At 72.2% G+C, this 13,206-nt stretch carries 10 protein-coding genes; 7 read left to right on the top strand and 3 right to left on the bottom strand.

Annotated features, from left to right (window positions below; genetic code table 11):
* Window positions 1–101: 101 nt before the first annotated feature.
* Window positions 102–365 (bottom strand): GntR family transcriptional regulator, encoded by a 264-nt coding sequence (locus tag AB8735_RS31735; protein ID WP_372411070.1) that lies wholly within the window; start codon window positions 363–365, stop codon window positions 102–104.
* 174 nt (window positions 366–539) lie between these two features.
* Here AB8735_RS31735 and AB8735_RS31730 point away from each other — a divergent pair, with 174 nt between their 5' ends.
* From AB8735_RS31730 to AB8735_RS31715, 4 genes are all read left to right on the top strand, one after another.
* On the top strand, window positions 540–881 hold the full coding sequence (locus AB8735_RS31730) for a hypothetical protein (RefSeq protein WP_372411068.1): 342 nt from the start codon (window positions 540–542) through the stop codon (window positions 879–881).
* Entirely contained in the window at window positions 878–1,108 is a 231-nt protein-coding gene (locus tag AB8735_RS31725) for a hypothetical protein (protein ID WP_372411066.1), read from the top strand. The genes AB8735_RS31730 and AB8735_RS31725 overlap by 4 nt, the downstream gene beginning before the upstream one ends.
* A gap of 380 nt (window positions 1,109–1,488) precedes the next feature.
* Window positions 1,489–3,429: an endo-beta-N-acetylglucosaminidase gene (locus tag AB8735_RS31720; protein WP_372411065.1), complete on the top strand. Its 1,941-nt coding sequence runs from the start codon at window positions 1,489–1,491 to the stop codon at window positions 3,427–3,429.
* Window positions 3,430–3,438: 9 nt separating this feature from the next.
* On the top strand, window positions 3,439–6,483 hold the full coding sequence (locus tag AB8735_RS31715; RefSeq protein ID WP_372411063.1) for an alpha-mannosidase: 3,045 nt from the start codon (window positions 3,439–3,441) through the stop codon (window positions 6,481–6,483).
* Here AB8735_RS31715 and AB8735_RS31710 read toward each other — a convergent pair.
* On the bottom strand, window positions 6,450–7,400 hold the full coding sequence (locus tag AB8735_RS31710) for a GlxA family transcriptional regulator (RefSeq protein ID WP_372411062.1): 951 nt from the start codon (window positions 7,398–7,400) through the stop codon (window positions 6,450–6,452). The genes AB8735_RS31715 and AB8735_RS31710 overlap by 34 nt on opposite strands.
* 146 nt (window positions 7,401–7,546) lie before the next feature.
* Here AB8735_RS31710 and AB8735_RS31705 point away from each other — a divergent pair, with 146 nt between their 5' ends.
* Complete coding sequence (locus AB8735_RS31705) at window positions 7,547–8,245, top strand: DJ-1/PfpI family protein (protein ID WP_344022278.1); 699 nt, start codon at window positions 7,547–7,549, stop codon at window positions 8,243–8,245.
* 34 nt (window positions 8,246–8,279) lie between these two features.
* Here AB8735_RS31705 and AB8735_RS31700 read toward each other — a convergent pair whose 3' ends face one another.
* Window positions 8,280–9,251 (bottom strand): isocyanide synthase family protein, encoded by a 972-nt coding sequence (locus AB8735_RS31700; protein ID WP_344022276.1) that lies wholly within the window; start codon window positions 9,249–9,251, stop codon window positions 8,280–8,282.
* A 413-nt stretch (window positions 9,252–9,664) separates the two neighbouring features.
* Here AB8735_RS31700 and AB8735_RS31695 point away from each other — a divergent pair, with 413 nt between their 5' ends.
* Window positions 9,665–12,310: an alpha/beta fold hydrolase gene (locus AB8735_RS31695; RefSeq protein ID WP_372411061.1), complete on the top strand. Its 2,646-nt coding sequence runs from the start codon at window positions 9,665–9,667 to the stop codon at window positions 12,308–12,310.
* Window positions 12,307–13,152, top strand: coding sequence for an ABC transporter permease (locus tag AB8735_RS31690; protein ID WP_372411060.1), 846 nt, complete (start codon window positions 12,307–12,309; stop codon window positions 13,150–13,152). Before AB8735_RS31695 ends, AB8735_RS31690 begins: the two co-directional genes overlap by 4 nt.
* Window positions 13,153–13,206: the final 54 nt, after the last annotated feature.

Below are 13,206 nucleotides of genomic sequence, written 5' to 3'. Positions count from 1 at the left end.
CGGCCCCGGCCTGTACTCAGAAACCACCATCACCAGTCGGCGCCCGATGGTGACGACAGTCAGCAGACCGGGGCCGTTATCACCTTAGTCGGAGCGATGGGTCACTCATCGGCGGCGGGCGCGCTCCGGTCGGCGACGTAGGTGCCGCGACCGGGCACCGTGTAGACCAGCCCGTCAGCCCGGAGCAGCGTGAGCGCCGACCGGACCGTGTTGCGCGCGACGCCGTACAGCTCAACAAGCTCTTTCTCGGAGGGGACTGGCTTCCCCGGCTCCAATTCGCCCTTGCTGATCCGCTTCTTCAGATCAGCAGCGATCTGCTGGTACGGGGGCTTTGGTGCCCGGTGATCGATCTCGCGCGCTGCCATAGATGAAGCGTAGACAACAGGCCATACACCCCACAGATCTAGACAGGGTTGAACAGGGCTAGACGGACCTATACCGGAAGGGTCTACCGTCGAAAACGAAAGCGCCCCGACAAACCGCTTAGGACCGGTTCATCGGGGCTTCGCCACCCAGCTTGCATAGGAGCTGAACGACGTATGCGTGATCGTATCCTCCGTGTACTCCGATGGGCCCTGCGGCTGCTGCTGCCCGCCCACGGCGAGCACCGCACCACCGCCCCGACGACGCCCGAACCCGCCCCGGAGCTCGTCCCCGTCACCCTGGGCATCTCCGTCTGGCGGAAGCCGTGGCGCACTCCGAGCAGCGCGGAAGCCCGAGAGATCTTCCGGTCGCCCGAGGTTTGGGGGCGCACTCCGGAGCAGCGCGACCACTGGTTTGCCACCGCGTGGGCCGAACGCGGCTACGACTACCCCCACCGGTACAAGGGCGATCAGTTCGAGCAGTACGAGCGCGCCCGCCGGACGGGGGACTCCGCGTGAACATCGCCGACTACATCCCGCTGGACGCCCCGGCCGTCAGTCCCGCCGTCCGCTGCAACGCCTGCGGTGAAACGACCGTCGCGCCCGTAGAAGTGGGGTGCCAGGAACGGTCCAGTGCCTCGGCCCCCGGCATCTACGCCTGCCCGACCTGCGCGCCCGACCCCCGCAACCACCGCCCCGGCGCCGACGACGTCCCGGCCCGGCAGCACCCCGAGCACGACCGGTAGACCCCAGCAAGGCCACCAGCCCCGCCCAGCCAACTCCGGCTCGGCGGGGTCTTTTGCATGCCACGACCAGGCGTTAGCCTCAGAACCCCCACTTACGAGCTTCGGGATTCACCGTTTCTTCCGGGGCAAGCCCCGGGGCCCGACACCGCGGCTGCGCCGCGGTGGGGCGGGGGCTGCGCCCCCTGCACCCCGCTTCGGGGCTCCGCCCCGGACCCCGTATCGCGGCTCCGCCGCTCGTCCTCAAGCGCCGGACGGGCTATTTAGCCCGTCCGGCGTTTGAGGACTTCGCCCGAAGGGCGAATGGGGTCCGGGGTCTCCCCGGAAGAAACGGTGAAAGGGCGGGCCAGGGGCAAAAAACCCACCACCAAAGGAGCCGCACCATGAACCCGACCCGCCGCCACATCCTCCTCACCGCCACAGCCGCCGCCGTCACCGGCCCCCTGGCACCCGCCCACGCCCACACCCCGTGCGCCCTCCCACCCCACACCCCCTACTGGTTCCCCGACTCCCTCCCCCCAGGGGCTCCCCCGCCCGGCGTCACCTGGCGCAGTCTCGCCCGGTGGAGACCGGAGGACGACGCGGACCTCCCGTTCAACACCTCCACCGTCCCCCTCGCGAACCGCTTCCCGGCAGGCCTCCGCCAGGCCCAGATCAGCGCCCTCGTCTCCTTCGCGCCCACCTCCGGCAACCCCTCCCAGGGGGCGCCCACCGCGGACTCGTACGCGTTCACGCACTGGGCGTATCTGGACGAGCTCGTCTTCTGGGGCGGGTCCTCCGGCGAGGGGCTGGTCGTCGCGCCGAGCGCGCCCGTCGTGGACGCCGCGCACCGCAACGGCGTCCCCGTCCTCGGCACCGTCTTCCTGCCGCCCACCGCCTACGGCGGGCGTCTGGAGTGGACGCGGGACCTCGTCCGCAGAGCGCGGGACGGCCGGTTCCCGCTCGCCGACCAGCTCGTCCGCGTCGCACGCACGCACCGCTTCGACGGCTGGTTCGTCAACGCCGAGACCGGCGGCGGCGACCGCGGACTCGGCACGGACATGCGGGACTTCATCGCGTACCTGAAGGCGCGGGGGCGGCCCCACGGCCTCCGCGTCACCTGGTACGACGCCATGACCACCACCGGCGACATCGACTGGCGGAACGAGCTCGACGACCGCAACGCCGCCTTCTTCCGCGCCGCCGACTCGATGTTCGTTAACTTCAACTGGACGCGTTCGGGGCTGCGTTCCTCCGGCGAACTCGCCGAGCGCCTGGGCCGCGACCGCTACGAGCTGTGGGCGGGCGTCGACGTGGAGGCGCGCGGCCGGGACACCCCGGTCGACTGGGACGCCATCGCCCCGCCCGACGGCGCCCCGCACGTCACCTCGTACGGCTTCTACCGCCCGGAGTGGACGTGGAAGAGCGCGCCGAGGGACGACCCCGCCGCCTTCCACGCCCGCGACGACCGGTTCTGGCTGGAGTCGGACGGCACGTGGCGCGCCCCCGCCGCCGTCGTCGCCGGCCGTTCCACGCTCACCGCCCTCCCCTTCGCCACCACCTTCAACACCGGCCATGGCCTGGGCTGGTGGGAGGAAGGCCGGCGCGTCTCCGACCGCCCCTGGTCGCACCCGGGGCTCCAGGACAGGCTCCCCGCCCGCCGCGACCGGTCCGTCCGCTTCGACTTCGCCGACGCCTGGCGCGGTGGCAGCAGTCTCCTCGTGGACGCGGACACGGACACGGTCGGGCTGTTCACCGCCCGGCTGCCCCTCTCCCCCGCGACCGTCATCGAACTGACGCACCGCGCCGACCCCGGCGCGTCCCCCGTCCGGGCCGAGCTCGCGGTCACAGTGGCGGGACACACCTCGTACCTGCCCATACCGGAGCCCGGGCCGGGCTGGACCACTGCGGTCCTCCGCATAGGCGGCACAGACGGCCGACGCGGCGGCACGATCGACGCCCTCGGCATCCGCCTCCGCGGCAGCCGCGTCCGCTGGCGCCTCGGCCGGCTCGCCGTGCGCGACGCGGCTCCGGCGGCGCCGGCCCGGCCGGGGACCCCGGCCGTGACCGCGTCGGCCGTCGCCCCGGACGGCACCGCCGCCCTGCGGGTGACCTGGCCCGCCTCCCGTTCCCGGGGCGTGCGCCACTACGTGCTCCACCAGTCCCTCCCCGGCGGAGGGACCCGCTTCCTCGGGGGCACCTGTGGGCATGCCTACTACGTTCCGGCGCTGATCCGTCCGGCCGGGGAGGCGGTCACGCGCATCGAGGTGCGCGCCGTGGACGAGTTGTACGCCTCCTCGGCCCCCGCTCCGTTCCTTTTTCACTGGCCGCGTAAGGACACGTAAGGACACGTGATGCACAACGACCGCTCGCTCACCGAGGCCCGTCTCAAGCGCGTGCTGGACGAACGGATCCGGCCGGCCGTGTACCCGGAGTCCGTCCCCCTCGACGTGGGCGTCTGGCAGGCGCCCGGCGAGCCCGTGCCCGTGCCGGAGGGCATCGCGGCCCCGCGCGAACCGGTCGCGCCGGGCGCGGCGTGGGGTCCGGCCTGGGGGACGAGCTGGTTCACGGTGTCGGGGGCGGTGCCGGAGGAATGGGCGGGACGGACGGTCGAGGCCGTCCTCGATCTGGGTTTCGACCCGAACATGACCGGCTTCCAGTGCGAAGGGCTGGTCTACCGGGGCGACGGCTCGCCGGTGAAGGGGCTCAACCCGCGCAACCACTGGGTGCGCGTCGCCGCCCCGGCCGCCGGGGGCGAACGGGTCGAGCTCCATGTCGAGGCCGCCTCGAACCCGGTGATCCTCGACTACCGCCCGTTCGTCCCGACCGAGCTGGGCGACCGGGAGACGGCGGACGACCGGCCGCGCTACCGGCTGGGGCGGATGGACCTCGCCGTGTTCGACACGGCCGTGTGGGAGCTCGTCCAGGATCTGGAGGTGCTGGAGGGGCTGATGAAGGGCCTGCCGGAGGAGGCGCCGCGCCGCTGGGAGGTGCTGCGGGCGGTGGAGCGGGCGCTGGACGTCCTCGACCTCCAGGACGTGGGCGGGACGGCGGCCCGGGCCCGCGAACGGCTGACCGGCATCCTCACCGCCCCCGCCCACGCCTCCGCGCACCGGATCAGCGCGGTCGGGCACGCGCACATCGACTCGGCGTGGCTGTGGCCGCTGCGGGAGACGGTGCGCAAGGTGGCCCGTACGACGTCCAACATGACGGCGCTGCTGGAGGACGAGCCGGACTTCGTCTACGCCATGTCGCAGGCGCAGCAGTTCGCATGGGTGAAGGAGCACCGGCCCGAGGTGTGGGCGCGGGTGAAGAAGGCGGTGGCGGAGGGCCGGTTCGTGCCGGTCGGGGGGATGTGGGTGGAGTCGGACACCAATATGCCGGGGTCGGAGGCGCTGGCTCGGCAGTTCGTGCACGGGAAGCGGTTCTTCCTGGACGAGTTCGGGATCGAGACGGAGGAGGTGTGGCTGCCGGACTCGTTCGGCTACTCGGCCGCGCTGCCGCAACTGGTGCGACTGTCGGGCTCGAAGTGGTTCCTGACGCAGAAGATCTCATGGAGCCGGACGAATACGTTCCCGCACCACACGTTCTGGTGGGAAGGGCTGGACGGGACGCGCGTGTTCACCCACTTCCCTCCCATCGACACCTACAACGCGCAGCTGTCGGGCGAGGAACTGGCGCACGCCGTCCGCAACTTCCGGGAGAAGGGCCGGGCGACGCGCTCGCTGGCGCCGACCGGCTGGGGCGACGGGGGCGGGGGCACGACGCGGGAGATGGTGGCGCGGGCCAAGCGCCTGGCGGATCTGGAGGGTTCGGCGCGGGTGGTCTTCGAGCGGCCGTCGGCGTTCTTCGAGAAGGCGCACGCGGAGTACGCGCAGGACGCGCCGGTGTGGGCGGGCGAGCTGTATCTGGAGCTGCACCGGGCGACGCTGACCAGCCAGGCGCGTACCAAGCAGGGCAACCGCTGGGCCGAACACCTGCTGCATGAGGCGGAGTTGTGGTCGGCGACGGCGGCGGTGCGCACCGGCTTCCCGTATCCGTACGAGCGCCTGGACCGCCTCTGGAAAACGGTGCTCCTCCACCAGTTCCACGACATCCTGCCGGGCACGTCGATCGCCTGGGTGCACCGGGAGGCCGCGCGGACGTACACGGAAGTGGCGGCGGAGCTGGAGGAGTTGATCGGGGCGGCCGTGACCGCGCTGGCCGGGGACGGGACGGCGGGCGGCACGGTGGTCTTCAACGCGGCGCCGCACGGGCGCGGCGGGGCCGCGGCACTGTCGGCGCGTCTCGCGGACGCCCTGGCCCCCGAGCCTCCGACGGCCGCGCCCCGGGAGGGCGGCGGGTACGTCCTCGCCAACGGCCTGCTGCGGGTGGAGATCGACGGGCGCGGCCTGCTGGTGTCCGTACGCGAGACGGAGAGCGGCCGGGAGACGCTGGGCGCGCCGGCCAACCTCCTCCAGCTCCACCAGGACTTCCCGAACATGTGGGACGCCTGGGACGTGGACGAGTTCTACCGCAACACGGTCACGGATCTGGTGGAGGCCGACGCGGTGGAGCTCACGGACGACGGCGCGGTGCGCATCGTCCGCTCCTTCGGCAGCTCACGCGTCGTACAACGCATCGGACTCCCGGCCGGGGTACGGCGCGTGGACATCGACACGGAAGTGGACTGGCACGAGTCGGAGAAGTTCCTCAAGGCGGCCTTCCCCCTGGACATCCGCAGCGACCGCATCGCCGCCGAGACCCAGTTCGGCCACCTCCACCGGCCCACGCACACCAACACCACCTGGGATGCCGCCAAGTTCGAGGCGTGCGCACACCGTTTCGTCCATCTGGAGGAGAACGGCTGGGGCGTGGCGCTGGTCGACGACTCGACGTACGGCTACGACGTGACGCGCGACGTCCGTCCCGCCGACGGCGGCACGACCACCACGGTCCGCCTCTCCCTCCTCCGGGCCCCCCGTTTCCCCGATCCGCGCACGGACCAGGGCGTGCACCGCTTCCGGTACGCGCTGGTGCCGGGCGCGGGGATCGGCGACGCGGTGCGCGAGGGCTACCGGATCAACCTGCCGGAGCGGCGCGTCCCGGGCGACCGGGGCGTGGGCTCACTGGTGCACTCGGCGAACGAGGCGGTGGTGATCTCGGCGGTGAAGCTGGCCGACGACGGCAGCGGCGATGTCGTCCTGCGGCTGTACGAGTCCCTGGGCGGCCGGGCGGATGCCCAACTGTCCCTGGGCTTCGAGGCCGTGTCGGCCCACCGTTGCGACCTGCTGGAACGCCCGTCGGAGGCGGTCCGGGTCGTGGAGGGGACGATCGGGCTGGCGCTACGGCCGTTCGAGATCGTGACGTTGCGGGTGGCGCGGGATCAGACCGGAGTCCGCCCGAAACTGCGGCGATAGGAGTGGGGGCTGACGCCGGTGACGCGCTTGAAGCGGTCGCGGAAGGAGGTCGGGGATCCGAAGCCGACCTGGGCGCCGATGCGTTCGACGGTGTGATCGGTCGTCTCCAGCAGGTGCTGTGCCTGACGGACCCGGGCCCGGTGGAGCCATTGCAGCGGGGTGCTTCCCGTCTGTTCGCGGAAGCGACGTATGAGGGTGCGGGGGCTGGTGCCCGCCCGGGCGGCGATGTCGGCCAGGGTGAGGTCGTGGCCGAGGTTGTCCTGCAGCCACAGCATGACCGGTTCCAGGACCGAACCCCGGGGGGTCGGGATGCAGGGCTGGACGATGAACTGGGCCTGGCCGCCCTCGCGTTCCAGGGGCATGACCGCCATGCGGGCGGCGTCGGCGGCCACGGCGGATCCGTAGTCGCGACGGATCATGTGGAGGCACAGGTCGAGACCGGCGGAGGCGCCGGCGGACGTGAGGATCTGTCCGTTGTCCACGTAGAGCACATCCGGGTCGACGTCGACGTCCGGATAGGTGTCCGCCAGGAGACCGGCCACCGCCCAGTGGGTGGTGGCCCGCAGCCCGTCGAGCAGGCCCGTGGAAGCGAGGGGGAGCGCGCCCGAGCAGATGGCGGCGATCCGGGCACCGTCCGCGGCAGCGGTCCGTAACGCCTCGCACATGGTGGGCGGAAGGGGCGTGGCGGGAGTGGCGGTGCCGGGGACGACGATCGTGTCGGCACCCTTCAGACCGTCGAGTCCCCAGGGGGCCTGGAGAGTGAAGGGGCCCGCGTCGGTCTCGGCCCGTTCGGCACAGATGCGGACCTGGTAGGCCGGTGCACCGTCGGGCAGCCGGGTCCGGGTGAAGACCTCGACGGGTGTGGCCAGATCAAAGGAGACCACCTGTTCAGGAGCCAGGACGGCAACCGTGTGCATATGCACAACATAGTCCCGCTACGGCGGAGTCGGATGGCGATATTCCGTTGACCCCTGTCACTCGGGCCCCTTGGGAGGGGGGTCGGCGGTTCATAGCGTGGTGGTCATCACAGCCGACAGCGAAGATGACCGATTCGAGGATTTCCATGCATGCCCAGTTTGTCCTGTTCGATGGCTTCGACCCTCTCGATGTCATCGCGCCGTACGAGGTGCTGCACACGGCGGGGATCGTCTCGGGCGGGGCCGTCAGCGCGGAACTGGTCTCGGCCGAAGGGGCCCGCCCGGTGCCCAGCAGCATCGAAGGCCTGACGCTGAACGCGACAGGGCGACTCGACCCCTACCGTGCCGATCTCGTGCTCGTCCCCGGCTCGGCCCCGTCCGGCGACGAACTGGAGGCAGCCGAGAGCAGCGGTTACGGGCAGTTGACGTCGGCCACCAGGGCGCTGCGCGAACAGGCCCCGCAGAGCACCCTGCTCTCCCTTCTCACCCACTCCATGAGGCAACCCGGGACAACGGTCGCGGCCGTGTGCGGCGGCTCTCTTCTCCTCGCCATGACCGGTCTTCTGTCGGGAAGGCGGGCCACCACCCACCACCTGGGCATGGACCTTCTCGGCGCGGCAGGAGTCCATGTCGTGTCCGCCCGCGTCGTGGACGACGGGGACCTGGTCACCAGCGCGGGGGTGACGTCCGGTCTGGACCTGGCCCTGCACCTGGTGGAGCGCGAGCTCGGACCCCGTATCGTCCACTCCGTCGAGATCCTGCTCGCGTACGAACGCCGCGGCACCGTCTGGCGTCCGCGGGGCTCGCTCCCCAAGGTCTTCGGCGACCCCCGCCCCGTGCGCTGACCGCGCCGGGGGGAGCCGTCATCTCACCTGGACGTCACGCCATGACCTGCTGCACCGTCAGGTGCGGGGCGACGAAGTGGCTGGGGCGGTCGTTGCGCCACACCAGCGAGGCGTTGAGCTCCTCGGCGTGGCTGCGCTTGGTCAGCAGCATGCCGTCCGCCACCTCGAGCGCGACGCCGTGCCACGGGGTCAGCCACGGGTTGCCGGTCCGCATCAGGTGCAGGCCGATCTTCTCGGAGTGCGGGTGCTGCGGGTGGATGGACAGCCGCAGCGCGTCCGGGAACTCGTCCGCGACCAGCCGGCTCCAGGCGTTGCTGTGCCGGATGACCTGCCAGGCAAGGACCTTGGCGTCCTCGCGGACGCGGTTGCGGCTCGCGTCCTGCCGCACCGCGATCTGGTCCTCGAACATGAATCGGTGCATGCCGTTGAACATCACCTTCAGGCCCTCGTCACCGGCGGCGCGCCCGCGCAGGTCCTCCAGCGACTCGGCGTACTTCTCCAGCAGCGTACGGCGCACGGCCGGGTAGTCGGTGCTGTCGAAGGCGTCCTGGAGGGAGTAGAAGCCGATGGCGTCCGCGCCCAAGGTGTCGACGACGCGCTCGAGTTCGTCGCGGTAGCGGGTGGCCGCTTCGTCGGAGACGCCGACCACGTCGGCGAAGGTGTGCCCGTCGGAGCAGACGGTCACACGGGCTCCGGGCGCGTAGTAGTGGCCCAGGTGGTCGCAGAACGACTGGAGGAACTCCAGCGCCAGGCGCTCGGCGAGGTCCGGCAGTTCGCCGAGGACCTTGTGGATGTTGGGCGACTTCGCGGGGAAGGCCGGGAGGACGAAGTGGATGGGCTCACCGGCCTGGATGAACTTCTCCAGCTTGGCCTGTTGCGGAGCCATGCACTCCGCGCAGGGGGTGTTGCCGCCGCAGTCGGCGTCGGCTCCCGGGATTAAACGGCGGTACTGGAAGACGTAATCGAGTATTTCGGTGGCGATGGACGGCTTGGTGGCCTGGGTCACCAGGTTCTCCCCCGAACGGTTCTGAGGCCGCGTCCGTCACGGACGGCAGCCATGTGCAGGAACAACAGCGGTGAAACATCCGCTGCGCCCGTCGGCGCGGCGACGCCCGCGTGTCGCGGATGTGCCGCGGTGGCGCAGAGGCCATTATGGGTACGCACGGAAGAGGGAACAAGTGATCGATAGAAAGATTATTCGGAGTATTCCCTTCCTTAACGTGCGGATGGTGCGTATGCGCACAGACGGGGGCGGATCGGCGGGCCCTCCCAGCCCGTCCGGCGATTGAGGACGGCGCCCGGAGGACGCTTCGGGGGGCCAGGGGGCGGGGCGGCGGGGAGCAAACCCTCTCGGCGGGGAGCGAACCCCCTCCCCCACCGGCCCGCACATCCGCCCGAGCCCCCACATAACATGCCGTCATGAAGCTCCGCCTGCCCCGCCATCGGCGTACCCGGCTCGCGGCGGCCACCGCCGCCCTCGCCGTGCTCGCCGGCACCGGCACCTGGACCGTGGCCGCCTCCACCCGCGGCGATCCACCGGTCCACCGCGAGGACCGGTTCCTCGCGGCCTCCGGGGGCGGCGTCCGGCTCGACACGTCCTTCTTCACCGCCGGTGACGCCGGGCGCCGCAGACCCGCCGTCCTCCTCGCCCACGGCTTCGGCGGCAGCAAGGACGAACTCCGCGGCCGGGCCGAGGAGCTGGCCCGGGACGGGTACGCGGTGCTGACCTGGTCGGCGCGCGGGTTCGGGAAGTCCGGCGGGAGGATCGGGCTCAACGCCCCCGACCGTGAGATCGCCGACGTCGGCCGGCTCGTCGACTGGCTCGCCACCCGCCCCGAGGTCCGCCTCGACGCCGAGGGCGATCCCCGTGTAGGGATCGCCGGCGCCTCCTACGGCGGCGCGGCCGCCCTCCTCGCCGCCGGGCGCGACAAGCGCGTCGACGCCATCGCCCCGAGCATCACCTACTGGAACCTCGCCGACTCCCTTTTCCCCGGCGGCGTGTTCAAGAAACTCTGGTCCGGCGTCTTCTTCAGCACCGGGTCCGCGGCCCGCTGCGGCCGCTTCGAGCCCGCCGTCTGCGCCATGTACGAGCGCGTCGCCACCGCCGGCCGCCCCGACACCGAGGCCCGCGAACTGCTCGAACGCCGCAGCCCCTCCGCCTTCGCGGACCGCATCAACGTCCCGACGCTGCTCGTCCAGGGGCAGAGCGACTCGCTCTTCCCGCTCGACCAGGCCGACCGGGCCGCCGACGCGATCCGCCGCAACGGCGCACCCGTCGCCGTCGACTGGATCGCCGGCGGCCACGACACCGGGACCGAGGAGGAGAACGACCGGATCGCGGAGCGCACCCGCGCCTGGTTCGACCGCTACCTCAAGGGTGACGAAGACGCCGATACCGGACCGGCGTTCCGCATCAGCAGGACCGGAGGGCTGGACTCCGCCGACGGAAGGCAGCGGCTGCACGGGGCGAGCGGCGACCGCTACCCGGGCCTGCGCAACGCCCCCCGTCCCGTCGCCCTCACCGGCCGTGAGCAGCGCTTCGCCAACCCCCCGGGCGGAGCGCCGCCTTCCATTTCTTCCGTCCCCGGACTCGGCGCGGCCGCGCGCCTGTCAAGGCTCGGCCTCGGCCCGGCCCTGGACATCCCGGGCCGGTACGCCCGCTTCGACTCCGCCCGGCTCACCGAGGGCGTACGCGTCACGGGCAGCCCGGTCGTGAAGGTCAAGGTGGCCTCGGAGAGCGGCGGGGCGACGCTCTTCGCCAAGCTCTACGACGTCGGGCCGGACGGGAAGCGGCAGTTGCCCGGCCAGCAGGTCACCCCGCTCCGCATGGACGACGCCGAGGGCGGCGGCCGGACCGTCGAGGTCGGGCTCCCCGCCGTCGACCACACCTTCGAGGCGGGGCACCGGATGCGCCTCGTCCTCTCCGCCACCGACCTCGGCTACGCCTCCCCCGCCGCCCCGGACACCTACACCGTCTCCCTCGCGGACGACGCGATCGGCGTGCCCACCGCGCCCGGGGTGACGGCCGGTTCGTCCGGACTCCCCTGGTGGACCTGGGGCCTGCCGGCCGCCGGTGCCGCCGTCGCGCTGGCGCTGCTGCTCACCGGCCGCCGCCGGACCTCCGCGCCCGCGCCCGAACCCGCCCTCGCCGACGTCCCGTTGCAGATCAGCGGGCTGACCAAGCGCTATGCCGGGTCCCACAACCGGTACGCCGTACGGGACTTGTCCTTCCGGGTCGAGCGCGGCCAGGTGCTGGGCCTGCTCGGGCCGAACGGCGCGGGCAAGACCACGACCCTGCGCATGCTCATGGGCCTCATCCGCCCCGACGGCGGCGAGGTGCGCGTCTTCGGCCACGCCATCCGCCCCGGCGCGCCCGTCCTCTCCCGGGTGGGCGCGTTCGTGGAGGGCGCGGGCTTCCTGCCGCACCTGTCGGGACGGGCCAACCTCGACCTGTACTGGCGCGCCACGGGCCGCCCGGCCGGGGACGCGCACGCCGAGGAAGCCCTGGAGATCGCCGGACTCGGCTCCGCGCTGGACCGCGCCGTCCGCACCTACTCCCAGGGCATGCGCCAGCGCCTGGCCATCGCCCAGGCCATGCTCGGGCTGCCGGACCTGCTGATCCTGGACGAGCCGACGAACGGCCTCGACCCGCCGCAGATCCGCGAGATGCGCGAGGTGATGATCCGGTACGCGGCGGGCGGCCGCACCGTGATCGTCTCCAGCCATCTGCTGGCCGAGGTCGAGCAGAGCTGTACGCATCTGGTCGTCATGGACCGGGGGCGGCTGGTCACCGCCGGGCCGGTCGCGGAGATCACGGGCTCCGGCGACACCCTGCTGGTCGGCGTGGCGGGCGGGGTCACCGACGCCGTCGCGGAGAAGGTGGCCGCCCTGTCCGGCGTCGCCTCGGCCGTGCGCGGCGACGAGGGGCTGCTGGTGCGGCTCGACGGCCTGGCCGCTCCACAACTGCTCGTGGAACTGGTCCGGCTGGAGATCCCGGTGACGGGCGTGGGCCCGCACCGGCGGCTGGAGGACGCGTTCCTGACCCTGATCGGAGGCACGACATGAGCACGGCCGCACCGGGCTATCGGGCAGGCCGCACCCTGCCGCTGCGCGTCGAGGCGGCGCGCCAACTGCGCCGTCGGCGCACGCTGGTGGTGGGCGGGGTGCTGGCCGTGCTGCCGTTCGTCCTGATCGCGGCGTTCGCGATCGGCGGCCGGTCGGGCGGCCGCGACGGCCGCGTCTCGCTGATGGACACCGCGACGGCCTCCGGCGTCAACTTCGCCGCCACGGCGCTGTTCGTCTCGGCGGGCTTCCTGCTGGTGGTGCCGGTCGCCCTGTTCTGCGGCGACACGGTGGCCTCGGAGGCGAGCTGGTCGTCGCTGCGCTATCTGCTGGCGGCGCCCGTGCCACGGACGCGGCTGCTGCTGAGCAAACTGGCGGTGGCGCTGGGCTTCAGCGCGGCGGCGATCCTGCTGCTGCCGCTGGTGGCGCTCGCGGCGGGGTCCGCCGCGTACGGCTGGGGGCCCCTGCAGATCCCCACCGGCGGGACGCTCCCGGCGGGCACGGCGGTGGAGCGGCTGGCGGCCGTGGCGGCGTATGTCTTCGTCAGCCAACTGGTCACGGCGGCACTGGCGTTCTGGCTGTCCACGGTGACGGACGCGCCGCTCGGCGCGGTCGGCGGGGCGATGGGCCTGACCATCCTCGGCAACGTCCTGGACGCGGTCACGGCCCTGGGCCACTGGCGCGATCTGCTGCCCGCGCACTGGCAGTACGCGTGGGTGGACGTGCTCCAGCCGCACGCCGAATGGGGCGGCCTCGTCAAGGGAGCGGCGGTGTCGGTGGCGTACGCGCTGGTGCTGTTCGCCCTCGCCTTCCGGCACTTCCGGGCGAAGGATGTCGTCTCCTGAAAGATGTCGTCTCCTGAAAAGCATGCTGTCCTGACGACCGTTTAGGCTGGCCGC

Source organism: Streptomyces luteireticuli, assembly GCF_041519305.1.
GTDB lineage: Bacteria > Actinomycetota > Actinomycetes > Streptomycetales > Streptomycetaceae > Streptomyces > Streptomyces luteireticuli.
This window is presented reverse-complemented; position numbering and strand designations above follow the sequence as displayed.

Bases quoted from the DNA above. Each gene is read 5' to 3' on its own strand.
- AB8735_RS31735 (WP_372411070.1), bottom strand. From the start codon at position 365: ATGGCAGCGCGCGAGATCGATCACCGGGCACCAAAGCCCCCGTACCAG.
- AB8735_RS31710 (WP_372411062.1), bottom strand. From the start codon at position 7,400: ATGCACACGGTTGCCGTCCTGGCTCCTGAACAGGTGGTCTCCTTTGAT.
- AB8735_RS31690 (WP_372411060.1), top strand. From the start codon at position 12,307: ATGAGCACGGCCGCACCGGGCTATCGGGCAGGCCGCACCCTGCCGCTG.
- AB8735_RS31715 (WP_372411063.1), top strand. From the start codon at position 3,439: ATGCACAACGACCGCTCGCTCACCGAGGCCCGTCTCAAGCGCGTGCTG.
- AB8735_RS31730 (WP_372411068.1), top strand. From the start codon at position 540: ATGCGTGATCGTATCCTCCGTGTACTCCGATGGGCCCTGCGGCTGCTG.
- AB8735_RS31695 (WP_372411061.1), top strand. From the start codon at position 9,665: ATGAAGCTCCGCCTGCCCCGCCATCGGCGTACCCGGCTCGCGGCGGCC.
- AB8735_RS31705 (WP_344022278.1), top strand. From the start codon at position 7,547: ATGCATGCCCAGTTTGTCCTGTTCGATGGCTTCGACCCTCTCGATGTC.
- AB8735_RS31720 (WP_372411065.1), top strand. From the start codon at position 1,489: ATGAACCCGACCCGCCGCCACATCCTCCTCACCGCCACAGCCGCCGCC.